General features: G+C 54.7%; 30 protein-coding genes. 24 read left to right on the top strand and 6 right to left on the bottom strand.

Translation table 11 applies throughout. The features are described from left to right. The first annotated feature begins 253 nt into the window (after positions 1-253). The 12 genes from MKX64_RS09465 to trxB all read left to right on the top strand — a co-directional run bounded on the left by MKX64_RS09465 (position 254) and on the right by trxB (position 12024). Positions 254-1459 (top strand): ATP phosphoribosyltransferase regulatory subunit, encoded by a 1206-nt coding sequence (locus MKX64_RS09465; protein ID WP_095399250.1) that lies wholly within the window; start codon positions 254-256, stop codon positions 1457-1459. 40 nt (positions 1460-1499) lie between these two features. Next, positions 1500-2138 (top strand): ATP phosphoribosyltransferase, encoded by a 639-nt coding sequence (hisG, locus tag MKX64_RS09460; RefSeq protein WP_095267819.1) that lies wholly within the window; start codon positions 1500-1502, stop codon positions 2136-2138. Positions 2139-2283: 145 nt separating this feature from the next. Continuing rightward, positions 2284-3588: a histidinol dehydrogenase gene (hisD, locus tag MKX64_RS09455; protein ID WP_341035705.1), complete on the top strand. Its 1305-nt coding sequence runs from the start codon at positions 2284-2286 to the stop codon at positions 3586-3588. Next, the gene (gene hisB, locus MKX64_RS09450) at positions 3585-4190 is read left to right on the top strand and encodes an imidazoleglycerol-phosphate dehydratase HisB (protein WP_095399248.1); all 606 of its coding nucleotides are present in this window, start codon (positions 3585-3587) and stop codon (positions 4188-4190) included. The genes hisD and hisB overlap by 4 nt, the downstream gene beginning before the upstream one ends. Positions 4191-4193: 3 nt before the next feature. After that, entirely contained in the window at positions 4194-4805 is a 612-nt protein-coding gene (gene hisH, locus MKX64_RS09445) for an imidazole glycerol phosphate synthase subunit HisH (RefSeq protein WP_095267822.1), read from the top strand. Between the two features lie 106 nt (positions 4806-4911). After that, the gene (gene hisA, locus MKX64_RS09440) at positions 4912-5643 is read left to right on the top strand and encodes a 1-(5-phosphoribosyl)-5-[(5-phosphoribosylamino)methylideneamino]imidazole-4-carboxamide isomerase (protein WP_176475646.1); all 732 of its coding nucleotides are present in this window, start codon (positions 4912-4914) and stop codon (positions 5641-5643) included. Between the two features lie 30 nt (positions 5644-5673). Next, positions 5674-6432, top strand: coding sequence for an imidazole glycerol phosphate synthase subunit HisF (hisF, locus tag MKX64_RS09435; protein WP_095267824.1), 759 nt, complete (start codon positions 5674-5676; stop codon positions 6430-6432). Continuing rightward, positions 6429-7142, top strand: coding sequence for a bifunctional phosphoribosyl-AMP cyclohydrolase/phosphoribosyl-ATP diphosphatase HisIE (hisIE, locus tag MKX64_RS09430; protein WP_095399247.1), 714 nt, complete (start codon positions 6429-6431; stop codon positions 7140-7142). Before hisF ends, hisIE begins: the two co-directional genes overlap by 4 nt. Before the next feature lie 15 nt (positions 7143-7157). Beyond that, positions 7158-7982 carry a histidinol-phosphatase HisJ gene (gene hisJ / locus MKX64_RS09425; RefSeq protein WP_095399246.1) on the top strand — a complete coding sequence of 275 codons (825 nt, stop codon included), beginning with the start codon at positions 7158-7160 and terminating at the stop codon, positions 7980-7982. 169 nt (positions 7983-8151) lie between these two features. Then, positions 8152-9102 carry a ribose-phosphate diphosphokinase gene (locus tag MKX64_RS09420; protein WP_095267827.1) on the top strand — a complete coding sequence of 317 codons (951 nt, stop codon included), beginning with the start codon at positions 8152-8154 and terminating at the stop codon, positions 9100-9102. 144 nt (positions 9103-9246) lie between these two features. Further along, complete coding sequence (locus MKX64_RS09415; protein WP_196426438.1) at positions 9247-10926, top strand: tetratricopeptide repeat protein; 1680 nt, start codon at positions 9247-9249, stop codon at positions 10924-10926. Positions 10927-11070: 144 nt separating this feature from the next. Beyond that, a complete protein-coding gene (gene trxB, locus MKX64_RS09410; RefSeq protein WP_095267829.1) occupies positions 11071-12024 on the top strand; it encodes a thioredoxin-disulfide reductase in 954 nt (317 codons plus the stop codon). A 115-nt stretch (positions 12025-12139) separates the two neighbouring features. On the opposite strand, the gene MKX64_RS09405 is transcribed toward trxB, so the two are convergent. Further along, positions 12140-12583, bottom strand: coding sequence for a spore coat protein (locus tag MKX64_RS09405; RefSeq protein WP_095267859.1), 444 nt, complete (start codon positions 12581-12583; stop codon positions 12140-12142). Between the two features lie 122 nt (positions 12584-12705). Next, positions 12706-13167 carry a GNAT family N-acetyltransferase gene (locus MKX64_RS09400; RefSeq protein ID WP_095399244.1) on the bottom strand — a complete coding sequence of 154 codons (462 nt, stop codon included), beginning with the start codon at positions 13165-13167 and terminating at the stop codon, positions 12706-12708. Between the two features lie 196 nt (positions 13168-13363). Here MKX64_RS09400 and MKX64_RS09395 point away from each other — a divergent pair, with 196 nt between their 5' ends. The 7 genes from MKX64_RS09395 to MKX64_RS09365 all read left to right on the top strand — a co-directional run bounded on the left by MKX64_RS09395 (position 13364) and on the right by MKX64_RS09365 (position 18572). After that, positions 13364-14185, top strand: coding sequence for a methyltransferase domain-containing protein (locus MKX64_RS09395; protein ID WP_155618325.1), 822 nt, complete (start codon positions 13364-13366; stop codon positions 14183-14185). Between the two features lie 490 nt (positions 14186-14675). After that, positions 14676-15749: a VanZ family protein gene (locus tag MKX64_RS09390; protein ID WP_095267832.1), complete on the top strand. Its 1074-nt coding sequence runs from the start codon at positions 14676-14678 to the stop codon at positions 15747-15749. Positions 15750-15929: 180 nt separating this feature from the next. Continuing rightward, complete coding sequence (locus MKX64_RS09385; protein ID WP_155618326.1) at positions 15930-16583, top strand: hypothetical protein; 654 nt, start codon at positions 15930-15932, stop codon at positions 16581-16583. 109 nt (positions 16584-16692) lie between these two features. Further along, positions 16693-17160, top strand: a complete 468-nt coding sequence (locus MKX64_RS09380) for an NUDIX domain-containing protein (protein WP_330164003.1) — start codon at positions 16693-16695, stop codon at positions 17158-17160. A 117-nt stretch (positions 17161-17277) separates the two neighbouring features. Beyond that, entirely contained in the window at positions 17278-17478 is a 201-nt protein-coding gene (locus MKX64_RS09375; protein ID WP_095267835.1) for a DUF4177 domain-containing protein, read from the top strand. A 27-nt stretch (positions 17479-17505) separates the two neighbouring features. After that, on the top strand, positions 17506-17682 hold the full coding sequence (locus MKX64_RS09370; protein ID WP_196426434.1) for a hypothetical protein: 177 nt from the start codon (positions 17506-17508) through the stop codon (positions 17680-17682). 80 nt (positions 17683-17762) lie between these two features. Next, complete coding sequence (locus tag MKX64_RS09365; RefSeq protein ID WP_095267836.1) at positions 17763-18572, top strand: DUF368 domain-containing protein; 810 nt, start codon at positions 17763-17765, stop codon at positions 18570-18572. Positions 18573-18745: 173 nt separating this feature from the next. Here MKX64_RS09365 and MKX64_RS09360 read toward each other — a convergent pair whose 3' ends face one another. The 4 genes from MKX64_RS09360 to MKX64_RS09345 are packed head-to-tail and all read right to left on the bottom strand — an operon-like array spanning position 18746 to position 22188. Next, a complete protein-coding gene (locus tag MKX64_RS09360) occupies positions 18746-19351 on the bottom strand; it encodes a response regulator transcription factor (protein WP_095267837.1) in 606 nt (201 codons plus the stop codon). After that, positions 19341-20498: a sensor histidine kinase gene (locus tag MKX64_RS09355; RefSeq protein ID WP_341035704.1), complete on the bottom strand. Its 1158-nt coding sequence runs from the start codon at positions 20496-20498 to the stop codon at positions 19341-19343. Before MKX64_RS09355 ends, MKX64_RS09360 begins: the two co-directional genes overlap by 11 nt. A gap of 13 nt (positions 20499-20511) precedes the next feature. After that, entirely contained in the window at positions 20512-21261 is a 750-nt protein-coding gene (locus MKX64_RS09350) for an ABC transporter permease (RefSeq protein ID WP_155618328.1), read from the bottom strand. Continuing rightward, positions 21262-22188 carry an ABC transporter ATP-binding protein gene (locus MKX64_RS09345; RefSeq protein WP_155618329.1) on the bottom strand — a complete coding sequence of 309 codons (927 nt, stop codon included), beginning with the start codon at positions 22186-22188 and terminating at the stop codon, positions 21262-21264. It abuts the gene before it with no gap. A gap of 296 nt (positions 22189-22484) precedes the next feature. Here MKX64_RS09345 and MKX64_RS09340 point away from each other — a divergent pair, with 296 nt between their 5' ends. The 5 genes from MKX64_RS09340 to MKX64_RS09320 all read left to right on the top strand — a co-directional run bounded on the left by MKX64_RS09340 (position 22485) and on the right by MKX64_RS09320 (position 26703). After that, positions 22485-23432 (top strand): ROK family glucokinase, encoded by a 948-nt coding sequence (locus MKX64_RS09340; RefSeq protein WP_095267841.1) that lies wholly within the window; start codon positions 22485-22487, stop codon positions 23430-23432. Positions 23433-23490: 58 nt separating this feature from the next. After that, positions 23491-24399 (top strand): RNase adapter RapZ, encoded by a 909-nt coding sequence (gene rapZ / locus MKX64_RS09335; protein ID WP_095267842.1) that lies wholly within the window; start codon positions 23491-23493, stop codon positions 24397-24399. Positions 24400-24456: 57 nt separating this feature from the next. Beyond that, positions 24457-25398, top strand: a complete 942-nt coding sequence (locus MKX64_RS09330) for a gluconeogenesis factor YvcK family protein (protein ID WP_176475647.1) — start codon at positions 24457-24459, stop codon at positions 25396-25398. Positions 25399-25403: 5 nt separating this feature from the next. Then, on the top strand, positions 25404-26333 hold the full coding sequence (gene whiA, locus MKX64_RS09325) for a DNA-binding protein WhiA (protein ID WP_095267844.1): 930 nt from the start codon (positions 25404-25406) through the stop codon (positions 26331-26333). Between the two features lie 100 nt (positions 26334-26433). Further along, positions 26434-26703, top strand: coding sequence for an HPr family phosphocarrier protein (locus MKX64_RS09320; RefSeq protein WP_095267845.1), 270 nt, complete (start codon positions 26434-26436; stop codon positions 26701-26703). Positions 26704-26844: the final 141 nt, after the last annotated feature.

Here is a 26844-nt window from a genome sequence, read left to right as displayed (position 1 = left end):
TTCGCTGGTGCGAGCAGCTTTTTGGCGTAGGTTCGGATTTTCTGCAAAGAAGCAAAAAAGGTGCCGAAAATGATAATATTACTAGTGTGGCTTTGTTCGTTGTAGTTCAAGATTACAGGGGGTAATGAACGTTTGTAGGCCGTGATGCCGTGCCATTGACGGATGTAAGCTTTGTATGTTAATATATCGAATATCCTTTAATTTGTTAGCAAATTAGCGCTTTAACGCAATGAAGATATAGAGGTGGTGTAGTATGTCTAAACCGAAAGGCTTCGAAAAACCAGCCGGTGTCCGGGATTACCTCCCGCACGCGGTTGCCAAGCTGCGCCGGATTGAACGAGAAGTTCTTGCGTGTATGGACCGCTGGGGCTACCGGCAGATCATGACACCTACGATGGAATATTATGATACGGTGGGCGTGGCAAGCTCGACGTCGGATCAGAAATTGTTTAAATTGTTGAATAACAGAGGCACCACGATGGTCCTCCGTTCGGATATGACGTCGCCGATTGCGCGCGTTGTATCTTCGCTGTTGAAGGAGGAGCCACTGCCAATACGCTTGTCCTACCATGCCAATGTATTCCGGGCGATTGAAGAAGAAGCCGGCCGCGAGTCGGAGTTTTTTCAGACTGGGGTGGAGCTTGTCGGGGACGATTCCCCGGAGGCGGATGCCGAGGTGATCGCTCTGGCCATCGAGTCATTGAAGGCGGCCGGTGTCGCCAGGTTCAAAATCGCAATGGGCCATATGGGCTTCCTGAACGGCCTTCTGCAGGAGGTGCTTCCGGAGCGGGCCGAGGACCAGGGCAGCCTGAAGCAGGATCTGTTAAACCGGGATTATGTGGGCTATCGAGGTACCATTGAGCGGCTGAATCTGCCCGAAGAACAGGCGGGCAAGCTGGATGGCGTGCTGAAGCTTCGCGGCGGCCGCGAAGCCCTTAAACATGCGCAATCGCTGAGCGGCAATACACTGGCTCAGAGCTCCATTCGCCATCTGGGCAAGGTGCTTGAAGTGCTGGATGCGTATGAGGTGTCTGAGCATGTCATGATCGACCTGACAATGATTGGCGATTTCTCTTATTACACGGGTATGATCTTTGAGGGCTATGCTGCCGAGCTGGGCTCTCCGGTGGCAAGCGGGGGGCGCTATGACAAGCTGCTGCGGCAGTTTGGGCGTGCAGTGCCTTCAACTGGCTTTGCCTTGAAGACGAATCGCATACTGGACGGCGTATCCGGAACCGATATTCCGGAGGAGCGGCCAATTCTCGTGCAGTATACGCCAGCCTTCCGCAAGGAAGGGCTGCAGAAGGCAACAGAGCTGCGTGCCCAAGGTTATATTGCGGTAACCTCTGTTATAGAGGAGAACGACCATAGCGAGGTGGCTGGTCAGGATGAACATCAACCGCCGGCTGCGGGTAAACTGCTCAATAAAGGTTATCAGGAAATTATTACTTTCAAATAGATGAGTGTGAATGGACGATATACAGGGAGGAGGATGCATGATGGCGGAAGTGTTGAAGGTTGCCATGCCTAAAGGGCGTATCTATAAAAAAGCATCTGCGCTGTTCCGCGCTGCGGGTCTCCCGATTCCACTGGATGTGGATGAGACGCGCAAGCTGGTCATTCCCCTGCCTGAGGCGGGGATGGAGTTCATCTTGGCCAAGCCGGTGGACGTTCCGACCTATGTCGAGTATGGAGTAGCTGATATTGGCATCGTCGGCAAAGATGTGCTGATGGAGGAGAAGAAGGACGTGTATGAGCTCCTTGATCTGGGCATTGCCCGTTGCCGGATGTCCGTCATTGCACTGCCGGATTGGACGCCGGGCATACGTCAGCGGGTAGCGACCAAGTATCCGAATGTTGCCTCGCAATATTTTCGTGAACAGGGACAGCAGGTCGAGGTCGTTAAGCTGAACGGTTCAATTGAACTAGCGCCGCTGATCGGACTTGCAGATCGGATTGTCGATATGGTGGAGACCGGACAGACCTTGCGCGAGAATGGGCTGGTTGAACTGAACAGCATCTTCGAGATTACGAGCCGGCTCATTGCCAATCGGGTCAGTTATCGGATGAAGAATGCGGAAATCCAGCAGCTATGCGACCGATTGCAGCAGGTGATTAACGCAGGGGCACAGCTCTAATGGGAACGGATAGCATGCTGATGCTACAGTTAGGGATTGTCCCAACGAAGCTAGCATCGGATGGGAAGAGAGCGGCACGATGTGCTGATATTATGAAATATCGCTTGCAGAGCATATAAGGTCTGAACTTCAGGAGGTGTTGAAGGTGAGAGTGGTATCTGCGCGTGACTTTCAGCTGAAGCGCGAGAATGATTACGGGACACCTGAGCAGAATGAAACGGTAAAAAGCATTGTGAACAGCGTACGAGCCGAAGGGGATATCGCACTGCTGCGGTATACCGAGCAGCTGGATCGCGTCAAGCTGGAGGCGTCCGGACTGCGCGTAACCGAGGCCGAAATGCAGGCCGCTTATGAGCGGGTAGAGCCGTCCTTTGTGACGGCGATCCGGGCGGCGGCAGACCGGATTCGCGCTTATCATGATAAGCAGAAGCGCCAATCCTGGATGGATTTTCAGGCGGACGGAAGCATCCTCGGCCAGATCATTCGCCCGCTTCGGCGGGTCGGTGTGTACGTGCCAGGGGGGAAAGCAGCCTACCCCTCCTCCGTGCTGATGAACGTGATTCCCGCGCAGGTAGCGGGTGTACCGGAGATCGTCATGGTGACTCCGCCGGCTAGCGGAGGAGAGATGGGCATTAACCCGTACATTCTGGTCGCCGCAGCCGAGGCTGGTGTCACGGAGATGTACCGGGTTGGCGGTGCCCAGGCGATTGCCGCACTTGCCTACGGAACGGAGACCATCCAGCCGGTGGATAAAATATGCGGGCCGGGCAATATCTATGTGGCGCTTGCCAAACGAGAGGTATATGGGGCCGTTAATATTGACAGTCTCGCAGGACCAAGCGAAATCGCAGTGCTGGCGGAAGAAGGGGCGGACCCTTCGTACATAGCTGCCGATCTGCTGTCCCAAGCCGAGCATGACGAGATGGCTTCCGCTATTCTGGTCACGCCGTCCCTCAGTCTGGCGGAGGCCGTGTCAGCCGAGGTGGAGCGACAGCTGGAGCTGCTGCCGCGCCGTGACATTGCCAGGACTTCGATGGATTCTTACGGAGCAGCGGTCGTGACCGATTCGCTGACGGATGCGATTGATATCATCAATCGGCTCGCGCCAGAGCATCTGGAGATTGTAACGAAGGAGCCGATGGCGATTGTCGGTCAGATTGAGAATGCCGGAGCGATCTTCCTGGGGCCATACAGCTCCGAGCCTGTCGGGGATTATTTTGCCGGTCCGAACCATATTATTCCGACGAATGGCACGGCCCGATTTGCTTCACCTGTGGATGTGGACGATTTTATTAAGAAATCGAGCTTGATCTATTACAGCAAGGAAGCGCTGCTTCGCGACGGTGAGACGATCATGGAGCTGGCCCGGCGCGAAGGGCTGGAAGGACACGCCCGTGCCATCGGCATTCGGCTGGATCAAGAGCGAAATACAGGGGGGACAACGAAGTGAGCAGTTATGAGACAAGCGGTCGTACAGCCAGTGTAAGCCGCAAAACCAATGAAACCGACATTACATTAAAATTCAACGTGGATGGAACCGGCGTTTCCAACCTGGAGACGGACGTTCCGTTCCTGAATCATATGCTGGATCTGTTCACCAAGCACGGTCATTTCGATCTCCACGTACAAGCCAAGGGAGATATCGAGATTGATGACCATCATACCGTTGAAGATATCGGAATTTGCCTCGGGCAGACGATCCGCGAAGCGCTTGGGGACAAAAAGGGAATCAAACGCTATGCGAGCGTCTTTGTGCCGATGGATGAGGCGCTGGCGCAGGTTGTTATTGATATGAGCAACCGGCCGCATTTTGAATATCGTGCCGAGTACCCTTCGGGGCAGGTAGGCTCCTTCGATACGGAGCTTGTGCACGAGTTTCTGTGGAAGCTGGCTCTGGAAGCCCGGATGACGCTGCACGTCATTGTCCATTACGGACAGAATACACATCATATGATCGAAGCGGTGTTCAAGGCGCTCGGACGGGCGCTCGATGAAGCCACCAGCATAGATCCGCGTGTGACGGGAGTTCCTTCAACGAAGGGAGTGCTGTAAACGATGGCGATTGCGATCGTAGATTACGGGATGGGTAATCTGCACAGCGTAAGCAAAGCGGTGGAACGCCTCGGGGACGAGCCGCTTGTGACCGGGAAGCGGGAGGAGATTCTCGCAGCGGATGGCATTATTTTGCCGGGAGTCGGCGCATTCGGCGATGCGATGGAGCAGCTTCGTGCCACGTCGCTGGATAAGGTCATGAAGGAGGCGGCCGAGCTTGGAAAGCCGTTGCTGGGCATATGCCTTGGCATGCAGCTGCTCTTTAGCAAGAGCGAGGAGCATGGTCACCACGAGGGGCTGAGCATACTGCCCGGTCAGGTGGTTCGCTTTGAGAGCGGAGCGTACAAGGTGCCGCATATGGGATGGAACAGCCTGACGTTTACGAAGCCGGAGCATCCGCTGTTTGCAGGGCTTCAGGAAGGGCATGTGTATTTTGTCCACTCTTATCATGTTCTGCCTGACCAATCATCCGATTTGCTTGCCGTGACGGACTACGGCCGTCCGGTAACAGCGATTGTCGGTCGCGGCAATGTGCACGGGATGCAGTTTCATCCGGAGAAGAGCGGGGAGCTGGGCATGAGTCTGCTGCGCAATTTCCTGGCGCTGACGAGGTAGAAACGAGACAATGCGTAGGGGACGTGGGCGGTTGTGCATTGAGCAACGGCTCACGTTCCATGATGGTCGTTCGATCCACAAAATAACGTGAAGGCGAGGGTTGCTTGTGTCCTCATTTATCATATATCCCGCGATCGACATTCGCGGCGGGAAGTGTGTGCGGCTGGTGCAGGGAGACTACAACCAGGAGACGGTATACAACGATAGTCCGCTGGCAGCGGCCAAAGCATGGGAAGAGCAAGGCGGGCAGTTCATCCATCTGGTGGATCTGGATGGGGCGAAGGCCGGCCATCCGGTCAACGATGAGGTGATCGGTCAGATTGCCTCTCAATTGAACGTGCCGGTGCAGGTAGGCGGCGGGCTGCGGACGCTGGCAGACGTGGAGCGTCTGCTGTCGCTCGGCGTCAGCCGGGTCATTATCGGAACGGCTGCGATTGAGGACCGGGAGTTTACCGAGCGGGTGCTCGGACAATATGGCGATAAAGTCGCCATAGGCATTGATGCCCGGGACGGTTATGTAGCGACACGCGGCTGGCTGGAAACCTCCGAGGTGAAGGCAGACGAGCTGGCGAAGGAGCTGGCGGCCAAAGGAGCGGAAACGTTTATATTCACGGACATTTCCCGCGACGGTATGATGCAGGGTCCGAATGTAGAGGCCATTGTCTCGCTGGCACAAGCGAGCGGGCGCACCGTGATTGCTTCGGGCGGAGTAACGCAGTTAGACGATCTGGTGGCGCTCAGCAAGCACCATGGCGATGGCATCGGCGGCGCTATCGTGGGCAAAGCGCTATATACCGGCAATATCGATTTGCGCGAGGCTGTGGCAAAGCTCGGATAAGAAATAGATTAATGGGAAGAAGGCGAAATCATGCTGGCAAAACGGATTATTCCTTGTCTTGATGTTAAGGACGGCCGGGTGGTGAAGGGCGTTAACTTTGTGAACCTCCGCGATGCAGGGGACCCTGTTGAGCTGGCGGCATTATATGACCGCGAGGGCGCTGACGAGCTGGTGTTTCTGGACATCTCGGCTTCGGTTGAAGGGCGGGCCACCATGGAGGAGGTTGTGCGCAAGACCGCCGGGGAGATTGCCATTCCGTTTACGGTTGGCGGCGGCATTTCCTCCGTGGATGATATGAAGCGGATCCTGCGTGCGGGTGCCGACAAGATCGGCATTAATACCGCTGCAGTTAAGCAGCCCGAGCTGATCTCGGCAGGCGCGCGTAAATTCGGCTCCCAATGCATCGTTGTTGCGGTGGATGCCAAATATAACGAGGCATGGGGCGAATGGGAAGTATACACCCACGGCGGCCGTACGCCTTCCGGCATCAAGGCGCTGGACTGGGTACGGCAGGCGGAATCGCTCGGGGCCGGTGAAATCCTGCTGACGAGCATGGATGCGGACGGGACGAAGGATGGCTTCGATCTGCCGCTGACTTCCGCCGTATCTTCCTCGGTCAGCATTCCGGTGATCGCTTCAGGCGGAGCCGGGAAAGAAGAGCATTTCTACGATGTATTTACAACAGGGAAGGCCGATGCAGGCCTTGCCGCAACGATCTTCCACTATAAGGAGATCTCGATTCCGGAGCTGAAGCAGCATCTGAGCGGGAAGGGAGTGGACATACGATGAGTGATCAACGGAATAAAGCCGTGACGCTTGAGCAGGCAGTGGAGAATATCCGCTGGGATGAGGGGGGCTTGGTTCCTGCCATCATCCAGGATGCGGATACGCGACAAGTGCTGATGATGGCCTATATGAACCAGGAGTCGCTTCGTCTGACGCTGGAAAGCGGGGACACCTGGTTCTGGAGCCGTTCGCGCCAGGAGCTGTGGCATAAGGGAGGAACCTCGGGCAACACGCAAGCCGTCGTATCGATCGATTATGACTGTGACGGGGACACGCTGTTGATTCAGGTCAAGCCGAAGGGTCCGGCCTGTCACACAGGCAAGATCACATGCTTCCACAACCCCGTTGTGATGCAGCGCCAGGACGGCAGCGAGCCTGTTCAAGAGTCCAGCTCAAGTACAGCAGGTGCGTCAGACCGCTTCGCCGTTCTCGGCGAGCTGGAGGCGGTTATTGCACAGCGGGAGGCCGAGCGTCCGGAAGGGGCCTACACGACGTATCTGTTTGATAAAGGTGTAGATAAAATATTGAAAAAAGTCGGCGAGGAGACGGCGGAGACCATCATCGCCGCCAAAAATAAAGATAACGCCGAGCTAAGGCTTGAAGTCAGCGACCTCATCTATCACCTGCTGGTGCTGCTGCAGGAGCGAAAGCTTCCGCTGGATGACATTATGGACGAGCTGGCCCGCCGTCACGAACGGCCGCGCCGGGATTAGGGGGCTGTAGCATTCATGCGAATCGACTACCATACCCACCATGCCCGGTGTGGGCATGCACAGGGACAGCTTGAGGAATATGTGCAGCGGGCGATTGAGCTTGGCCTGGATCATATCGGGCTATCCGATCATATGCCGCTGCTCCATGTTGATCCGGATCGTTACTATCCGGAGATGGCGATGCCGATGGCGGAGCTTCCGCGTTATGTTGAGGAATGCTTGCAGCTGAAGGAACGGTATAAGGGCCAGATCGAGGTGCGGGTAGGTCTTGAAGGTGATTATATCGAAGGCTGCGAGGAGGAAATTGAGCGGATCGTGAACGGATATCCTTGGGATTATGTCATCGGCTCGGTGCATTTTCTTGGCGAGTGGGATATTACGGATTACCGCCAGACCGCAGGCTGGGAAGGGAAAGACCCGCTGGAGGTCTACCGCCAGTACTATGATGCGGTTCAGAAGGCTGCTGCGACCGGCTTCTATGACATTATGGGCCATCTTGATGTGATTAAACGCTTCGGGTACGGCCCTGGCAAGGAGCATGAACCGGAAGTGATTGCGCTGGAGAAAGCGGCGCTGGCGGCTGTGGCCAAGAGCGGGAAGGCGATGGAGCTGAATGCATCCGGACTGTCTAAGGACTGTGCGGAAATGTTTCCAAGCCGTCGCATGCTGGAGGAAGCCATCTCGCTAGGCATTCCGCTGACGCTTGGCTCGGATGCCCATCAGCCATTGAAGCTTGGCGAGCATCTGGACAAGGCCAGAGCGCTGCTGGCGGAGCTCGGCGTAACGGCACTGGCAACCTTCCGCGAGCGGAAGCGTGAAATGGTGCCTTTTGAAACCTAACCTTTTCGATGTATAATACAGGAAGAACGATACACAGAAGCGGACGGCTGTTCTCCTCTCCAACCGTATCAATTGGCGGTGATGGAGGCGGGAACAGCCTGATTTAGCGACAGCGCTTTCACGTCTAGAGCATATGCGTCAACCAATTCATTTCTCCAGGAGGCCCCCCATGTATCGAGAATTTCGATTGTTTGCCGGAACGTCCAATCCGGGTCTAGCCGAAAGGATTAGCCAGCAGCTGGGTGTGGAACTGGGCAAGGTCACGATCTCCCGCTTCAAAAGCGGGGAAATCTACGTGCATTATGAAGAAAGCATACGAAACTGCGATGTGTTCCTGCTGCAGTCGTTCTCTCACCCGATCAATGAGATGTTTGTGGAGCTGCTGGTCATGATTGATGCGGCCAAGCGGGCCTCGGCCAGAACGATCAACATCATTGTGCCGTACTATGGCTATGCCCGACAAGAGCGGAAATCGGCGCCGCGTGAACCGATATCGGCGAAGATGGTGGCTGATGTGCTGACAACGGCGGGCGCTTCGCGCGTCATTACGATGGATCTGCATGCGCCTGCCATACAGGGATTTTTCAACATTCCGGTCGATCATCTGACCGCGCTTGACCTCATCACCGAGTACTTGAACAGCAAGGATATCGATCATCCTGTCGTGGTATCGCCAGATGCGGGACGGGCCAGAACGGCTGAGAAGCTGGCGAGCCGCCTCGGCTCGCCCTTCGCCATGATGGTCAAGCAGCGTCCGGCGCATAATCAGGCAGTGATCACGCATGTGATCGGGGATGTGAGAGACCGCACCCCGATTATTATCGAGGATCTGATCGACACGGGAACGACGATTGTCCAGGTTGTGGAAAGCTTGAAGGATCGGGGGGCCAAGGATGCCATCGTCTGTGCGACGCACGGGCTGTTCTCCGGCTCGGCGCTGGAGAAGCTGGATCATGCCCATATCGGGGAAATCGTGGTTACAGACTCGATTGCGCTGCCGGATCACCCCAGCACAGATCGCCTCAGAGTACTGTCTGTTGCACCGATGCTCGCGAGGGCGACACATATCATAATGGAGGGCGGCTCGATTGCTACCCTGTTCAAGGACGCCGGCGTGTAAAGCTGGTGTCTTTTTTCTGCAAATGATTGTGTTAGTTATGTTATACTGTTGTGGATAGAGGAGCAAGTTAAAGGAGGTGGCCTTGCTTCCGTGAGTGAGAATCACAACGGATCGTACGATCCGCATAATGTTATACCTATCGAAATGACAGCCAACTTTTTCTTCGATCGGGCGGTTCGCGCGCTGGATCGTTACCAATATGACAAGGCATTGAAATATTTTCGTAAAGCGGTTGAGTATGAGCCGGACAATCCGGTCAATCATTGCAACATGGCGGGTATATTATCAGAGACAGGGGATTACACGGCTTCCAATGAAGTGCTGAGGCACATTCTGGAGCAGGTGGATCCGTCCATGACCGAATGCTACTTCTATATGGCAAACAACTATGCCAATATGGAGCAGTATGAAAAAGCAGAGGAAGCGCTCATCACCTATCTGGAGGAGGATCCGAACGGTCAGTTTCTGGATGAGGCGGAGGAAATGATGGAGCTTCTTCAACATGAGCTGAGCCGCCCGGCGAAGCCCAGCCGCATCAAAAGCCGTGAAGGCATGGTCGAGCATGAGCGGGCTCGGGAACTGCTGGAGGAAGGCAAGTTCGCGCAAGCGGTGAAGCTGCTGGAGGAAATCGTCAGCGAACATCCGGATTTCCTGGCGGCGCGGAACAATCTGGCGTTAGCCTATTATTATATGGGCCGATTCGACACGGCCAAACGTACCATCGGCGATGTGCTTGAGCAGGAGCCGGGCAACCTGCACGGCCTGTGCAACCTGGCAATTTTCTATCAGCATGAAGGAAACACACAGATGCGTGACAAGCTGATGGACATGCTGTCGGTCACCGTGCCGTTCCATATGGAGCATGTGTTCAAGCTGGCAACGACGATGGGCATTCTTGGCCAGCACGAGATCGCCTATCGGCATTTCCGCCGCCTGCTCACTGATGAAGGGTTTAACGGAGACCCGAGCCTGTATCATTATACGGCGGCAGCCGCTAGCAACAGCGGCCGTTATGAGGCAGCGGAGAAGTATTGGCGTCAAGCGGCGAAGCTGGATCCGGAATCGGTAATCCCGCCGTTCTATTTAATGCAGCTGCAGCAGATGAGGAAGATGGGCAGCGATCAGATTAAGGTCAGTTACCATTATCATCTGCCCTTTGATGAACAGCTCAAGCACCTGGAGCTGGACGGGGAGCGGCTGACCCAGGAAGCCCGGCAGAATCCGCTCATCCGCTCGTCCTTCTTCTGGGCGCTGCGGCATGGGGATCCGCAGACCAAGCTGCAGGTGATCCGGACGCTGGAGCTTATCGCGGATGAAGAGGTGCGGCACGCCTTGCTGTCCTTTCTGCAGGAGCCTGGCGAGCCACCGGAGCTTAAACATGCGGCCCGGCTGGCGCTGCAGCAGATGGAGACGGCGGCAAGCCGGCTTCAGGAGCGCTCTGAGGAACGCGAGCCGGCTGTCCGAAGCCGCGAGGTTCTTCCCGACTGGCTTCCGGAGTGGAAGGAAGTGCTTGTCAAGGCGGCCGAGAACAAAGAGAAGGGTACGGACCCATACTGGGAGAAGGAACTGGAGCATCTGTGGTCAGACTATTTGAGCCGCCAGTATCCGAACATACCGAATATCCGCAATACGGAGGGCTGGGCGGCGGCGCTTGCCTATTTGGTAGCGAAGAGGCGTGGACGAGCCGTCACTTATCAGCAGGCCGCTGCGCAATACGGGGTCTCCCCGTCAACGGTCAGCCGTTATGCGCGCCAAATCCATAATGTATGCGACCCGGAGCCGTCATCCGATGATCGTTTCCATCCTTTTACGGAAAAAATCTAGCAAGAATAAGCTTGCAAAGCGGCCTTATGAGTGAATACTTAACGTAGGCGTGCGACGGAGAGAGCCAATATGCGGGTATTTCCCGCATTTCAGGAATAAATTGTATAAAAGCGAACAGTGATGACATAAAGGAGGCACACAGCGATGTATAAATCCATCGTAATCGGAACGGGGCCAGCCGGTTTAACGGCGGCCATCTATCTGGCACGCGCGAATCTGAAGCCGCTTGTCATTGAAGGATTACAGCCAGGGGGTCAGTTGACCACGACCACTGAAGTCGAGAACTTTCCGGGTTTCCCGGACGGCATTATGGGGCCTGAGCTAATGGATAACATGCGCAAGCAGGCGGAGCGTTTTGGCGCTGAATTCAAGAGCGCGTGGGTGGAGTCGGTTGATCTCTCCCAGCGTCCATTCAAGGTCAATGTGGAGGGTGTCGGCGAGCTGCTGACGGAAACGGTCATTATATCGACCGGCGCTTCTGCTAAATATCTCGGCATTCCGGGAGAGCAGGAGAATGTGGGACGCGGAGTCAGCACCTGTGCAACCTGTGACGGGTTCTTCTTCCGCGGCAAGCGCATTGTGGTCATTGGCGGCGGCGATTCTGCAATGGAGGAAGCCAGCTTCCTGACGCGTTTTGCATCGTCGGTCACGGTTGTTCATCGCCGCTCGGAGCTGAGAGCCTCCAAGATTATGCAGGACCGTGCCCGTGAGAATGAGAAAATCCAGTGGGCGCTGGACCGCACTCCGCTGGAGGTCGTTACGCATGAAACCGGTGTGAAGGGGCTGAAGGTCCGCAACAACGAGACCGGCGAGGAAGAATTGATCGAAGCCGAAGGCGTGTTCGTTGCAATCGGTCATACACCAAACACCGGGTTCCTCGGCGGCCAAATTACAACGGATGCAGCCGGCTACATTCAGGTGAAGCCAGGCACGACGGAAACGAACATTCCGGGCGTATTCGCTTGTGGAGACGTCCAGGATACAAGATACCGGCAGGCGATTACGGCCGCAGGCTCGGGCTGTATGGCTGCCATGGACTGCGAGAAGTACCTGGAAGGCCATATGGTGCATGACTGGAGCGAGACGCTGAACAAGTAAGGCACAGGTGCTGGCATACAGTAAATCACAGAGGGGCAGTCCCGAAAAGTCTAAACGGACCTTTCGGGACTGCCCCTTGTTCACATCTGAAGGCAGGAAAGAGGAGGAAGGCTTCTTACATGCTTAAAGCTTTGTTGGCGTTCTTGACGTCATTGGTCAGCAGCTGCTTGAGATTGTATGCAGGATAGAGACTGCGGGCATGCATGAAATGGAACACTTTGGCATGCAGATCAATCGCGTTGTTCAGCTGTTTCTTCAAGGTGTCGCGCAGTCTAGGGGTCGCTGTCTCGGTAATGGCGATGGCATAGTTGCGGACCGAGGTCTTGGCAAAGATCAGCAGCTGGGCAGCGTAGAAGGCGGTCATATCCGCTTCGGACAGGTTGCGCATGCCGACAGGCGCCTCAGGGAAAAACTGCAGCAGCTCTTTCAGGTTCATTTCAATACCTTTGATCGCTTCGGTGTACAGCGCACGCAGTTCCGAATCTTTAATGTCGCCCAGACACATCTTGAATTTCATCAGATAGTTTGTCTGGAATGCGGTTAATTCGTGCATTTCCATCGTTTCATGCCAGGCCAAATGCTTAGGGGCTTCCTTGCTCGTCACGTATCATTCTCCTCCACATATTCGGTATGCGATAGCCTATTCAGAGGACAGGAGAAGTGTGCCTAGCGGAAGCGAAGTCAATGGCTGTAGAGATCCAGCGACAACCGCACCATATCGCGCAGTCGCATGCCGTTCTCGTAAATGGCCTCTTCATAATGCCGGACGAAAAAATCGCGATCAATGCCGGTCATACGAAATCCGCATTTTTGATACAAGGCCAACTGGGCGATGCTTGTACTTCCGGTTCCGACCTCAAGGGTGGCGTACCCATGACGGCGTGCCTGCGCAATGGCGTGGCGGACCAGTTGTTTGCCGTAGCCCTGTCCATGAAGGTGCTCCGCGACGGCAACATTCACCAGCTCCATCGTATCCGGCCGGGTCGGAAGCAGAACATAGACGCCGATGACAGCGCCATCGATCTCGCCTACGAAGCAGTGGCCTCGCTGTGTGTATGCTTTGACGAGCCGCTCCGAAGGGTCAGCGAGCAGCAGCAGCTCCAGCGGAAGCGGTTCGCCCGGGTTCAGCTCTCTAATATGCATAGGGACTCCTTTCATTGAAAAAAATGCTTCCTTCGCATCGGATCACTTATCCTCATTCTAACATTTCACGCTTTACCGACCTAGTCCGAGCGTGGCTCCACCCCAGGTTGAATCGGGGCGCAAGCTCAATCCGCAGGTTATTGTTTCATGTCTTGCGGACGCCCTACAATGAGTGTAACAAAGGAGCGTGACAAGAATGAATCATCACAAGCTGTCTCAAAACATATACAGGTATCGAAAGGAGCAGGGCCTGACCCAGGAGCGGCTGGCTCAGCAGCTGGGCGTCACCTTTCAGGCGGTCTCCAAATGGGAGAACGGGCAGAGCCTGCCGGATGTATCGCTGCTGCCGGAGCTGTCACGGCAGCTGGCTGTCAGCATGGACCGGCTGTTCGGCTATACTTCTGCCGGCAAGCCGGTCACGATCTATGAGGAGGAATACAAAACGCCGGATTATTACTGGGGCACGGAGCCGTCGGTTACGTGTTACAAGGTGCTGGAGCTCATGCCGCCGACACGCAGGCTTAAAGTGCTGGACATCGGCTGCGGGGAAGGCAAGGATGCGGTGTTTCTGGCGCGCAACGGCTATGATGTGACCGCCTTTGACATTTCCGATGCTGGCATTGAGAAGACGAAAATGCTGGCGGAAAGAACCGGCGTGCATGTCCATGTGTTCAAAGCCGATATCCGGGATTTCCGCCTGGAGACGGAGTTTGATATCGTATACTCCAGTGGGGTGCTGCACTATATCCGGCCGGAGTACCGGGCGGAGATCTTTGCTAACTACAAGCAGTTTACCGCCAAGGGCGGGATGCACTTCCTGAATGTGTTCGTACAGAAGCCATTTATTGCGCCCCCGCCGGAGAATGAGCCGTACGCTTATGACTGGATATCAGGCGAGCTGCTGTCCCTGTACCATGATTGGATGATTCATGATTGTCCCGAGGTTGTCTTTGACTGCAACTCCTCCGGCGTGCCGCACCAGCATGCGATGAGCAAGCTGATTGCGCAGAAGCTGTGAACGAGAACGGATCACCCATGATAACTCAAGGAAAAGCGTGATGGGGAGCTGAAGTGAGCAAGGCTGCTTCCCCGTATCTGCGCCTTGCCCGATGAGGAGCGGGGAAGGCGGGTAGATCTCGCGCCAGCTGGAGTGAACATGAGTTACCCTGAACAGATGTATGGGCTGATGCCCAACTGGAGGCGTTTCCGTATGGAAACGTCTTTTTGCTATGCGGTCAAGGCAAGGCCGTGGTTCAGGAGGGGAAATCCCCGCATACGGCGGCGGTTCATGATGGGCCGACCAGCTCTGTCATGAGAAACGCCGCAGGCCGGGAGCTGCCTACGGAGCGCAAAGGGCCGGGAGCGTGGCGGCTGAAACCAAGTGATGCGCTGTCTCGTTATAGCAGTAGACGGTTTTTTAAACTCTTTTTAAACAGAAGCTCCCTTTCGATTTAAACATGGGTGTGTAGTCTTGGAGATAATGTCACTGAAAGGAAGTGAATGCTGCCGTGTTAGAGCCTTATCTGTTTCCCATCTCTTATGCTTTTATGACCTTTCCCATCGCCGCTTTGCTATGTGCGATCCCTTTCCTTGTCGTGCAGTATCGCAAATACGGCTATTTCAATAAATTTCGCGGGTTTCTGCTATACCTGTTCTTGCTGTACTTGATGAATGCAGTCTATCTTGTGCTGCTGCCGCTGCCAGCTTCAAGGCATAATGACCCGCTGCCGGTGTCCTCGTATATGCAGTGGGTTCCCTTCGAGTTCGTGCAGGATATTATGAGGGAGACGAAGGTGGTCTGGTCGGAGCCCTCCACCTATATTCGCCTGCTGAAGGAAAGAGCGTTTCTGCAGGTGGTGTTTAATGTGCTGCTTGTCGTCCCGTTCGGGATGTTTCTGCGCTATTATGCTCGGGCTAAATGGCTGACCTGCCTTATAGCTTCGTTCGGGCTGTCCCTGCTGTTCGAGATTACCCAGGTGACGGGCATTTATGGCTTCTACGATTACCCGTACAGACTGTTTGATGTGGATGATCTGATGATGAATACGCTGGGCGGAATGATCGGTCTGGTGCTGGCGGACTGGTTGAAGAACCACCTGCCGCGAATGGAGCGGCTTGATGAGGATGTGGATCTGTCAACCAAGCGGGTCAGCTATACGCGGCGGGGGATCGCCTTCGCGGCAGATATGATGCTGCTTCTGTTGATCTGGGGCGGTCTGGTCATACTGAGGGTGCCAGGGGCTTATTTTATCGTGAGTATATTGTACTTCATCGTGCTTCCTTATATGAACGAGGGACGGACAGTGGGCAGCTGGATCGTTCGCATCCGGATCAGTGGAGAGGGAGAGCATCTGAAGCTGAAGGAGATTCTGATTCGCAACGGACTGCTCTATGTTGTCGTCGGCGGGCTGCACTCGCTGGTGTTCACGGTTCATTTCCCGGGGCTGCTTCATGGCATGTATCTGTTCGGGCTTCTGATTATGGACGGCTGGGTGTTCATACATCTGGTGCTCTGTTTGCTGAATCGGGATCGGAAGCTGCTTCATGAGTACAAAAGCAACACCAAACTGGTCATTGGCTGACAAGAGAAGGATCGAATCAACCCGGTTTGCGAAGCGAAATGTGGGATGAGGAGAACGATGATTCATGCTTGGAGTTCCGAGGCAGAGGGCGGATTTGCGGAGATCATGGGCCACTTACTGAAACCACCTGCTGCCTCCTGTGTTATAATATGGAATATGCAACTGCAAGGGGGATTTAGGTTGAAAGCAAAAATGCTGTGCGTGACGGCCCTGATTCTTGGGCTTTTGTTTATTTCTGTCCACCATCTGGGTTATCCCCTCGGTTACGATCTGTTCACCGGCGTGGGCATCCCGCCTTTGATTACCGCAGGGAACACAACCTATCATCTTTCGACGATCATTGGAAGCCTATTGCTCATCATTGGCGTATATGGCACGGCCCGCCTCTTCGAGGCGCGTTATCCGAAGATCATGAGCAGGCTGATCATCGGCTGTATTGCTTATATCCTCGTATTTCCTTGGGTCTCCGGCCAGATTGTATCGCTCGTGAAATACAATACCAGCGGGTTATCCTCGGTAGCCTATTCGACAAAAGACAGCGAGTGCCGTTATCAAACGATCGAATCACGTTTAGTTGCAGATTGCATGCTCAATATATACAATTACGGAAATGAGCATCAGATTACGATTCGTCCTGTGGACATTGGATTCGGCAGAGACCACGTTACGCTCGAGCCTAAGGAGATCACGGTGGAGCCCCATCGTCGCTCGCTTGTACCCGTCCGGTTCCAAAGCGTGAACCTGGTGGATGTGGAGGGCAGCGGCATGAAGAAGCATCCTGCCGTTGAGATCGGTCTGCACGATCATTGGAAAGTCTACCGATATCCAGGTTGATCAGAACCCGTCCGGGCTTGCCCTGTGCAAGGATTAGGCTCGGCGGGTTCCGGTTTGTTACAATAGAAGTGGTTTGTGGTTTGTTGGACGAGAAAGGGGAGGGGATGCAGTGAAACCGATTCGTAATTCGGCCAAGGCGGTCATCATGGATCAGGACCGGGTTCTGCTCACCAGAAATGTGGATCATCTGGGTGAATTTTTTCTGTTTCCGGGCGGTGGCCAGGAGAAGGGGGAGACGCTGGCGCAGGCCGTTGTCAGAGAATGTCTGGAAGAGATCGGACGGACCGTGGCGGTCGGCGATCTGCTGCATGTGCGCGAGTATATCGGCAGCAACCATGAGTTTGCGGCAGAGGATGGCGACATCCACCAAGTCGAGTTTTATTTTGAGTGCCGCCTGACGGATCAGGGGGATTCGTTTGAGGGCCATCGTCCTGATGACTATCAGGTTGGGGTCGAATGGGTCAAGCTGTCTTCCTTGGGAGATGTTCGTATATATCCTCGTTCGCTGGTTGAACCTTTGGCGAAGAGAAGAGGTTACTCCGGCCCGTCCAGGGTCTATGTCGGCGATACCAATTAACAGATCGGCAGATGCCCCTATGGCGGAGCTCTCGGCCGCTGGCTGTCGCCGAAAGGTAAAATGATGCCAATTATGAACTTTAAGCAACCATCATCAGGTGAACGGGAGGACGAGCCTATGGAGCAATGGGAATACAAAACGCTGAAGTATCGAACGGGCGGTTTTTTTGGCGGCAATGTGAAAGAAGAGGACTTCGAGGAGGAGCTGAATCGCTACGGCATGGATGGCTGGGAGCTGGTATCCTGCTTTGATACGAACATGTCCGGACAGTCGCGGGATGTTATCGTGGTGTTTAAACGCAAGGTGAACTTCGGGTAGCCGATGAAATTGAGATGGGGATGAACGATGAATAGATACAGTTTTCTGCTCGTTGCGGTGCTTAACTTCTTGGCTGCGATCGCCTTTATCATCACTGTAGTACTGTCCGAGAAGAGCACCCATCAGTGGGGGTTCTCCCTGGTTGCCTTTATGTTCGCCGTGGGCGGAGTGGGCAATCTGGTGCTGCACTTCAAGCAGAAGTAATCGATTGGGATCATAAGACAGACGCGGTTTGACAGATGAAGTATGACTCGTACGCGAATGATGAAAGGACAAGTTAAGCGATGGAATGGAAAAATATATATCGTGGGTTAGTCATGGGCATTAGCGATCTCATCCCCGGCGTCAGCGGAGGGACCATTGCGGTCGTTCTGGGGATATATGACCGCCTGCTGGCGGCCATTAGCGGGTTCTTCAGCAAGGAGTGGAAGAAGCACCTCGGCTTTCTGATTCCGCTCGCGGTCGGCATGGGATCTGCCTTGCTGCTGCTGAGCCGGGTTATTGAGTATTTGCTGGAGCATTACTATGGACCGACACAGTTTTTCTTTATGGGACTTATTGTGGGCGTGCTGCCCTTTATTTTAAGGAAAGCGGAAGCGAGAACGCGTTTTAAGACTGTTCATATCGTCGTTCTGCTGGTGGCTGCGGGGCTGCTTGCGCTGACGGCGTTTCTGCGAACCGATGAGGCGATCGAGCCGATCACCGCTTTGACGGGCGGTACGGCGATCCGGCTGTTCTTCTCCGGCTGGCTGGCCAGCATGGCGATGCTGCTGCCGGGCATTAGCGGCTCTTTCGTCCTGTTGATTCTGGGCGCATATTCTACGGCGATTGCTGCGCTGTCGTCCATGAACATCAGCATCATTGCCGTGATCGGCTTGGGAGCTGTTGTCGGCTTCATCGTCAGCAGCCGCCTGATCCGTTATTTGCTGGATGTGTTTCCGAGCGTGACTTATGCGGTCATTACCGGACTGATCCTCGGTTCCCTCGTTGTCATTTTCCCGGGGGTTCCTGCGGGAATCGGGCTGCTGGCAGTCAGCGCGGGCACATTTGTGGCTGGTCTCCTGATTGCCGTGCTGCTTGGCAGACGGGAATAACGTGAGACAGATCTTTTTCTTGGGGGCACGGGGGCCGTCCTGGGAAACCTGACAAGAGGGGATATACCCCCGTTCAGGTGAACAGGCGGTCTTCAGGCCCCTTATTTATATTTCCTTCCGGCCTCTTGCTCCTGCATGGGGCAGCCCATACATGCTTTGATGCGGGATGCGGGTCAGATCCAGCCTCTTTCCTCTGCGATGGCAATGGCCTCGATCCGGTTCTTGGCACCGAGCTTGCCCAAGATTTCGGACATGTAGTTGCGGACGGTGCCATAAGACAGATGCAGCCTCCCCGCAATGTCCATGGAGCTGCTGCCTTCGGCGGCTAGACGGAGAATTTCCTGCTCGCGCTCGGTGAGCGGATTCGGCTCCCGGATCGTGCCGAAGACCAGTTCGGGAGAGACTTCGCGCCGCCCCTCCATCACGCGCCGGATCGCTTCGGCAAGGCGGTCGCTAGGCTCATCCTTGAGTAAATATCCTTGCACGCCAGCCTGCACGGCGCGTTCAAAATACCCCGGTCTGGCAAAGGTCGTCAAAATAATGACGCGGCAGGGGCTTCCGAGCTTCACGAGCTCTTCGGCGACGTCCAGGCCGCTAAGCACCGGCATTTCGATATCAAGCAGGCAGACATCCGGCTGCAAGGCGCCGATCTGGCGCAGCGCTTCCTCTCCGTTGCCGGCTTGCCCGACTACCTGGATATCCTCTTCAAAATTGAGCAGCGCGGCCAGCGCGCCGCGAAGCATGCTCTGATCCTCGGCAATCAGTACTTTAATCGCCATCCGGTAAATCCTCCTTCCGGCTCTTGATGACAATCGGAACGCGTATCGTCAGCTTCGTTCCGCCATGGCTTTCTATGTCCAGCGTGCCACCGATCAGCGCGAGCCGTTCGGTCATGCCCCGAAGCCCGTTTTTCTCGGGGGCATCGTAACCTGCCTGCAAGCCGGCGCCATCGTCTTCAATGCTCAGCAGCCAATCGGTGCTGCCGGTTTCCATGGTGACAGTACAGGTGCGCGCCTGGCTATGCTTGACCACGTTGGTGACGGCTTCGCGCAGGCACAGGCTCATAATATTCTGGGCCAAATCGGAGATGCCGGCTAGACGCGGATGGCCATGGCAGATCAGCTCAATACCTGCGCTGTTCAGAATGACGCGGGCCTCCTGCAGCTCCCCCGCCAGCGTGGCCGTCCGCATCTCGGAGACCAGCTCCCTGACCTGCCTCAAGGCGGAACGCGAAGTATTGTGGATTTCGCGGGCCTCCAGCTTGGCCTGCTCGGCATTGGTATCAACCAGCTTCTCGATAAGCTGGCTCTTTAACGTAATCAGGGATAGCGTATGTCCAAGCGTATCGTGCAGGTCCCGGGCGATTCGCATGCGCTCCTCCCCCTTGATCAGACTGCGGATTTGCTCGTTGGCCTGGGCCAGTTCCTTCTCAAGCTGCTGCCGCCGGTATAATGATCGAATCCCGAACGGAGCCATCACCATAATGAGGAGGAAAGGAATCATGAAAATAAGCTCCCTCCAACCTAACGTATGGGCGTGTTTGATCAGAGGGGCGCTCTGCACCAGGGTAAAGAGCGCGAGGGAGATGGTGAAATTGCGCCGGTCCGTATACCAGCCGATGAAATTGGCGGTGAAGAAGCCCATATACATATAGCTTGGATGGTACCACATGCAGAGAATGAAGATGATGGACATCTGAATTCCGAGCCATGTGAAGAAGCGCGGCTCCCCTTCAGCAAAGTACAGCTGGCGGTAGGTGAAGGTGAACAGGGCGATAAGGCCATAGCCGACGGCCATTTTCGTTCCGGATTCACTCAGCATATTAATAATGGGAAGCACCAGGTAGATGAGCCACAGGTAAGGGAACCATCCGAGCTCTGCCGGGAAAATCGCAAAGCGGCGTTTGCCTGTCTTCACACGCTTCATGTACATCATCCTTTTATGCAGCTTGTTGTTTTTTGCGAATATAGGTGGATAGTAACATAAATACGGCAAAATATCCTGTCAAAACAACGATATGCTCCCATCCTGGCGCTTCAGCGCGGGTGATCGCCCACGCTCCGCTCCCGAAGTGGTAGGAGGGCATCCATTGCCCGATGACCTGCATGAAGGATGGCATGGCCTCCATCGGGAACCACAGTCCGCCGGTCAGGGCGAGCCCGAGATACATGCCGTTGCTGACGCCGCTGGCGGTCTCCACACGCTTCATCAATCCGATCAGCGCTCCGATCGCCAGAAACGGCGCCGAGGCAAGCAGAATCCATAAGCCGCTGGACAGCCACTGCCACATGGCCATCGATACACCGTTGATCAGGTATCCTGCCGTGAAAATGACGATAATGCTCAGCAGATGCATCACGGTCTGTACAAACATTTTGGCAATAAAATAGACGGATCCCGGAAGCGGGGTTACCCGCATATAGATAGCCCAGCCCTGCGCCCGCTCCTGCACAAGCGGAATGCCAAGGTTCATGATGGCGGTCCCCATCACGCTGAACACGGTCATCGACATCAGATAATGGGCCTGCCATATTCCTGCATCCATGGCGTCTGTGCCAGTCACCAGCCGGGTGAAGATGACATAGAACGCGATCGGCATGGTCAGGGACCAGAAAATATAGTACGGATTGCGGACCATGCGCAGTAATTCGAACCTGCACTGCAGGCGGATAAGTCTCCAGTTGTTCATTCAGTTCGCCTCCTCCAGGTCCGTTGTCAATTGGCTGAACGCTTCGTCAAGACTGCCCTGCTCGATGCGGATATCACGCATGACGACGCCTTCCCGGTACAAGACGGACAGCGTGCCGTCCGTATCGTCCGTCACGATATGTATCCGGCCATCCTCGACGAACAGGTCGGTTATGCCGAGGGTATGCGGCAGGAGCTCCCGAATTGATTCAGGCTTCTGATCGGAGATGAACGATAAGGCGCGCCGGGTCAGTCTGGCCTTGATATCTTTCGGATCGCCATCCGCGATAACCCTTCCTTGATTAAAGAGCAGCACGCGCTCGGCAATATCATCAGCTTCCTGCAGATAGTGGGTCGTAAACAGAATCGTCTTGCCCCGCTCGGCCAGCTGCTTTGCAGTGTTCCAGAATGTCCTGCGCGCGGTTGTATCCAGCCCGACTGTCGGTTCATCAAAGAACAGCAGCTCCGGATTGCCGGCGATGGCGAGGGCAAAGATCAGCTTGCGCTTTTGGCCGCCGGACATTTTGACGGCCCACTGCTTCAGCTCTTCCGGCGTCAGTCCGGACAGGCGGACGATCTCATCCATCGGCAGAGGATTCGGATAATAGCCCCGGATGAGCTGGATGACTTCCCGGGTACGGAGACCGTCCATCACACTGACCTCCTGCAGCATGGCGCCAATCTGCTGGCGGACCTCGAGACTCCTTGGGTTCTGGCCGAGCAGGAGCACCTCGCCTTCGCTCGGGCTTGCAAGGCCGAGCATCATCGAGATGGCGGTGGATTTTCCGGCGCCGTTGGGCCCGAGAATGGCGGTGATCGATCCGCGATGGATGGTGAAGGAGACTTGATCCACCGCTCTTTTGCCGCCGAACGTTTTGGTGACTTGCTTCAGCTCGGCGACCGGATCGCCGGGTTGCTGCTTGATCATGGACAACGCCCCTTTTCGCATTAGGTGTTTGATGGCTCTATCATAACGGGGCAACCAGCGGCCGTGTTAGTAAAGGATGTCACCGGTTTGGGATGACTTTTGTCATGCGCGGGTCTTGTTATGGATGATCGTAGGGCGGTTTCGCGCAGCTCTGGAAAGGCTTCACGGTCCTTGGCGGGTGTGAGGCCTTCTCTTGACCGAAAGTGTGGCTTCAATTATAGTGGGTACAGTAGGAGCAACATGAATCATGCAGCAGTCATATATCAATTAATAGAAGGAAAAAGGTGGCTTGTAACATGTCTGAAAACATCTACGTCGGTGTCGATTTGGGCGGAACAGCGATTAAGGTTGGAATTTGCAACGAAGAAGGACATCTCCTGCATAAGTACGAGGGGCCGACGGAAACGGCAAAAGGCGTTGACACGGTAATAGGCAACATTGAAAAGTACGTGCGTCATATCGTGGAGGAGTCTCCGTACAGCTGGGATCAGCTCGCAGGTGTAGGCGCTGGATTCGCCGGCTTTATGAACATTCGTGAAGGCATCATTATTCTGGCACCGAATGTAGGGTTTAAGGATGTGCCGATTCGCGCTCTGCTCGAAGAGCGTCTGGGCAAGCCCGTGAAGATAGACAACGATGCCAACGTGGCGGCGCTTGGCGAGGCTTGGAGCGGTGCGGGCCGCGGCATCGAGAACTGTGTGTGCTACACGCTGGGAACCGGCGTGGGCGGCGGTATCATCATTAACGGCAAAATTTATCAAGGCGGCGGAATGGCCGGCGAGCTCGGCCATATTACGGTTGTTCCTGATCTGGAAGCAATCCAGTGCGGCTGCGGCAAGATGGGCTGCCTCGAAACCGTTTCCTCTGCTACAGGCATCATCCGTATGGCGAAGGATGCCGTTGCGCGCGGAGATCGCACGTCCCTGTCCCTGGTGGAGAACATCGCGGCGAAGGAAGTGTTCGACGCAGCCAAGGCCGGAGACGAAGTGGCGCTTCGCATCGTGAAGCGGGCCGCTTATTATCTTGGCAAGTCGATGGCTACGGTGGCAGCAGTGCTGAATCCTGAGGTGTTTATTATTGGCGGCGGCGTATCCAAGGCCGGTGATATTCTGTTTGACGAAGTACGGGCGGTGTTTGCCAAGTTGGCGCCGGAGCCGCTGCAGCGCGGCGTTAGCATCGTGCCTGCGGAGCTGGGCAATGATGCCGGAGTTGTTGGCGCAGCGGGTCTGCTTCTGCGTTCGTAGGTTTGTTATTTTCCGATCTGCCGCTTGATTATATATTCAATCGAGGGAGGGGAAGCTGATGCTGGAAGCAGCCGATCGAGGCAGCGACACATCAACCATGGCCACCCTGATCATCATTACCGGGATGTCGGGTGCAGGGAAGACTTTGGCGGTGCAAAGTCTGGAGGACCTCGGATTTTTTTGCGTGGATAACCTGCCTCCGGTGCTCATTCCGAAATTCGCGGAGCTGATCGATCAATCGAAAGGCAAGATTGGCAAGGTCGCTTTGGTCATCGACCTGCGGGGCCGTGAATTCTTCACTGCATTGTCCGAATCGTTGAATTATATTAAGGATCATTTCACGATTCGGTGTGAAATTCTGTTCCTCGACGCAACCGATTCGGTGCTGGTTCAACGCTACAAGGAGAGCCGGCGCCGCCATCCCCTTGCTCCGGAAGGCATGCCGCTGGATGGCATCCGTCTGGAGCGCAAAATGCTGGATGAACTGAAAAACTCGGCGACTCAGGTCATCGATACAAGCCATATGAAGCCGCTGAAATTGAAGGAGAAGATCATCTCCCGCTTTACACATCTGGAGACCAGTATGCTGTCGGTCAACATTACGTCTTTTGGATTTAAATACGGAATCCCGATTGACGCCGACCTGATCTTTGACGTGCGTTTTCTGCCTAATCCGCATTATGTGGAGCAGCTGCGCCCGAACACCGGACAGAACAGTGACGTATATGATTATGTCATGAAGTGGCCGGAGACGCAGACGTTTCTGACGAAACTGCTGGATATGCTGCATTTTCTTATTCCGCAGTATCGCAAGGAGGGCAAGAGCCAGGTTATTATCGGGATTGGCTGCACGGGCGGCAAGCACCGTTCGGTGGCGATTGCGGAATATCTTGGCAAGATGCTGGGTGCCAGCGAAACGGAAGCGGTGTCGGTAAGCCATCGTGATTCTGACCGGGATCGGCATTAATTAGGGGAAGTGATAAACTTGGGTGAGCAAGCAACAAAGCGCCCTCGCATCGTCGTGATGGGTGGAGGAACCGGGCTGTCGGTCATGCTCCGGGGCCTGAAGGAAAAGCCGATCGACATAACGGCGATTGTTACTGTAGCGGATGACGGAGGGAGCTCCGGCATTCTGCGCAGTGAGCTGCAAATGCCTCCTCCGGGAGATATAAGAAATGTACTCACGGCTCTCGCCGATGTGGAGCCGCTAATGTCTGATATATTGAAATACCGTTTCGAAACCGGCTCGGGACTGGCCGGGCACAGCCTCGGCAATCTCATCCTGGCTGCCATGACGGATTTGCACGGCGATTTTGTCACGGCTGTTAAGGAGATGAGCCGGGTTTTTGTTGTTCGCGGACAGGTTCTGCCAGCGGCTGGCGAAGCGGTTGTGCTGCACGCCGAGATGGAGGATGGCACGATTGTGACCGGTGAATCGAAAATTCCGGAGGCTGGCCAGCGAATCAAGCGAGTCTTCCTGGAGCCGGAGCATGTGGAGCCTCTTCCCGAAGCCCTTGAGGCGATTCGACAGGCGGATGCGATTCTGATTGGGCCCGGGAGTCTCTACACGAGTATTCTGCCCAATCTGCTTGTCCCCAAGCTTGCCGAGGCGATTGTGGCATCGGATGCTATCAAAATGTTTGTATGCAATGTCATGACACAGCCAGGAGAGACAGATAATTATACAGTAAGTGATCATTTGCAGGCGGTATACGATCATATTGGCCTTCATCTGTTTGATTATGTTATTGTTAATGATGGAGACATTCCTCCTCAGGTGCAGGAGAAGTATGCACAGAAAGGCGCGAAGCCTGTGTACCTGGACCGTGATGAGGTGACCAGCCGAGGATATAAGCTCATCGCTGACAAGCTTGTGCTGTTTCGAACCTATTTGCGGCACGATGCGGATAAGCTGAGCCAACATATTTTTCAGCTGGTGCAAGACTGGATAACACGAAAGAGGTGAGTACCTTGTCCTTTGCGGCTCAAACCAAGAAAGAGTTGACCATGGTCGAAAGCCAGGGCTGCTGCGAGAAAGCGGAACTGTCTGCGCTCATCCGGATGAACGGATCGGTTCAGCTTTCGAACAAAAAGGTGATTCTGGATATTTCGACGGAGAACGCCGCGATTGCAAGGCGCATTTATTCCTTAATCAAGAAGCATTTCCAGGCGCATACTGAACTTTTGGTGCGTAAAAAAATGCGTTTGAAGAAGAATAATGTATACATCGTCCGCATACCGGCTCAGGTTCAGGAAATTCTGAAGGAGCTGCGTATTGTGTCGGAAGGATTTCTGTTTCAGCCACGGATTGACAAGCAGATTGTCCGCAACAATTGCTGCAAGCGGGCATATCTTCGGGGTGCCTTCATGGCAGGGGGTTCGGTCAACAACCCGGAGGGCTCGTCGTATCACCTGGAAATCGCCACGATGTATGAGGAGCACTGTCAGTCTCTTGTCCAGCTTGCCAATGAATTTCACCTGAATGCCCGCTGTATTGAGCGGAAGAAAGGGTTCATCTTCTACATCAAGGAAGGCGAGAAAATCATCGAATTCCTGAACCTGATCGGAGCGCATCAGGCGTTGTTCAAGTTCGAGGATGTCCGGATCATGCGGGATATGAGAAATTCCGTCAACCGCATCGTCAACTGTGAGACGGCCAATCTGAACAAAACCATCGGGGCGGCGATTCGCCAGATTGAGAACATCAAGCTGCTGCAGAAGGAAGTCGGCCTGGAGAACTTGCCTGACAAGCTCCGGGAGGTCGCCGAAATTCGGCTGGCTCATCCGGATATGAACCTGAAGGAAGTCGGGGAACTTCTCAAGGGGACGGTCAGCAAATCCGGGGTAAACCACCGTCTTCGCAAGATTGATGAACTGGCGGAAAAGATTCGAAACGGATAACATTTTTTCTGCTAGTGTCCTGTATGGTTAAATGTTATAATATGATAAAATATCACCGCGCTTTCAATTCAGCAGATTTATAAGATAGGGGGTAATTTTCATGACAAAGCACCCGGTAGTCGTTCGGCTGAAGACGGGTCTACACGCCAGACCGGCCGCGCTGTTCGTTCAGGAAGCGAATAAATATTCCTCTGAAATTTTCGTCGAAAAAGATGATAAAAAAGTAAATGCCAAAAGTATCATGGGAATTATGAGCCTAGCTATCAGTTCCGGAACTGAGGTTTACATTAGCGCAGAAGGAGCCGACGCTGAGCAAGCGGTTACCTCGCTCATGAATTTGGTGAGCAAGGAAGAGCTCGAAAATCAATAAACAATACCTGTCATTAAGAAAAGTCTTGTCATCTGCAAGGCTTTTTTTAACATAAGCAAGCGAGGGGTATTCTACATAATGGGTTGGGATGAGACGGGAGCGGTTGCCCGTCTTTTTGTCATGCATGCCATGCAGGGATCC

This window comes from Paenibacillus sp. FSL M8-0334, from assembly GCF_038000405.1.
Lineage (GTDB): Bacteria > Bacillota > Bacilli > Paenibacillales > Paenibacillaceae > Paenibacillus_AQ > Paenibacillus_AQ campinasensis.
This window is presented reverse-complemented; position numbering and strand designations above follow the sequence as displayed.

Bases quoted from the DNA above. Each gene is read 5' to 3' on its own strand.
- MKX64_RS09465 (WP_095399250.1), top strand. From the start codon at position 254: ATGTCTAAACCGAAAGGCTTCGAAAAACCAGCCGGTGTCCGGGATTAC.
- hisG (WP_095267819.1), top strand. From the start codon at position 1,500: ATGGCGGAAGTGTTGAAGGTTGCCATGCCTAAAGGGCGTATCTATAAA.
- hisH (WP_095267822.1), top strand. From the start codon at position 4,194: ATGGCGATTGCGATCGTAGATTACGGGATGGGTAATCTGCACAGCGTA.
- hisF (WP_095267824.1), top strand. From the start codon at position 5,674: ATGCTGGCAAAACGGATTATTCCTTGTCTTGATGTTAAGGACGGCCGG.
- hisIE (WP_095399247.1), top strand. From the start codon at position 6,429: ATGAGTGATCAACGGAATAAAGCCGTGACGCTTGAGCAGGCAGTGGAG.
- hisJ (WP_095399246.1), top strand. From the start codon at position 7,158: ATGCGAATCGACTACCATACCCACCATGCCCGGTGTGGGCATGCACAG.
- MKX64_RS09420 (WP_095267827.1), top strand. From the start codon at position 8,152: ATGTATCGAGAATTTCGATTGTTTGCCGGAACGTCCAATCCGGGTCTA.
- MKX64_RS09415 (WP_196426438.1), top strand. From the start codon at position 9,247: ATGACAGCCAACTTTTTCTTCGATCGGGCGGTTCGCGCGCTGGATCGT.
- trxB (WP_095267829.1), top strand. From the start codon at position 11,071: ATGTATAAATCCATCGTAATCGGAACGGGGCCAGCCGGTTTAACGGCG.
- MKX64_RS09405 (WP_095267859.1), bottom strand. From the start codon at position 12,583: ATGGAAATGCACGAATTAACCGCATTCCAGACAAACTATCTGATGAAA.
- MKX64_RS09400 (WP_095399244.1), bottom strand. From the start codon at position 13,167: ATGCATATTAGAGAGCTGAACCCGGGCGAACCGCTTCCGCTGGAGCTG.
- MKX64_RS09395 (WP_155618325.1), top strand. From the start codon at position 13,364: ATGAATCATCACAAGCTGTCTCAAAACATATACAGGTATCGAAAGGAG.
- MKX64_RS09375 (WP_095267835.1), top strand. From the start codon at position 17,278: ATGGAGCAATGGGAATACAAAACGCTGAAGTATCGAACGGGCGGTTTT.
- MKX64_RS09370 (WP_196426434.1), top strand. From the start codon at position 17,506: ATGAATAGATACAGTTTTCTGCTCGTTGCGGTGCTTAACTTCTTGGCT.
- MKX64_RS09365 (WP_095267836.1), top strand. From the start codon at position 17,763: ATGGAATGGAAAAATATATATCGTGGGTTAGTCATGGGCATTAGCGAT.
- MKX64_RS09360 (WP_095267837.1), bottom strand. From the start codon at position 19,351: ATGGCGATTAAAGTACTGATTGCCGAGGATCAGAGCATGCTTCGCGGC.
- MKX64_RS09355 (WP_341035704.1), bottom strand. From the start codon at position 20,498: ATGAAGCGTGTGAAGACAGGCAAACGCCGCTTTGCGATTTTCCCGGCA.
- MKX64_RS09350 (WP_155618328.1), bottom strand. From the start codon at position 21,261: ATGAACAACTGGAGACTTATCCGCCTGCAGTGCAGGTTCGAATTACTG.
- MKX64_RS09345 (WP_155618329.1), bottom strand. From the start codon at position 22,188: ATGATCAAGCAGCAACCCGGCGATCCGGTCGCCGAGCTGAAGCAAGTC.
- MKX64_RS09340 (WP_095267841.1), top strand. From the start codon at position 22,485: ATGTCTGAAAACATCTACGTCGGTGTCGATTTGGGCGGAACAGCGATT.
- rapZ (WP_095267842.1), top strand. From the start codon at position 23,491: ATGCTGGAAGCAGCCGATCGAGGCAGCGACACATCAACCATGGCCACC.
- MKX64_RS09330 (WP_176475647.1), top strand. From the start codon at position 24,457: ATGGGTGGAGGAACCGGGCTGTCGGTCATGCTCCGGGGCCTGAAGGAA.
- MKX64_RS09320 (WP_095267845.1), top strand. From the start codon at position 26,434: ATGACAAAGCACCCGGTAGTCGTTCGGCTGAAGACGGGTCTACACGCC.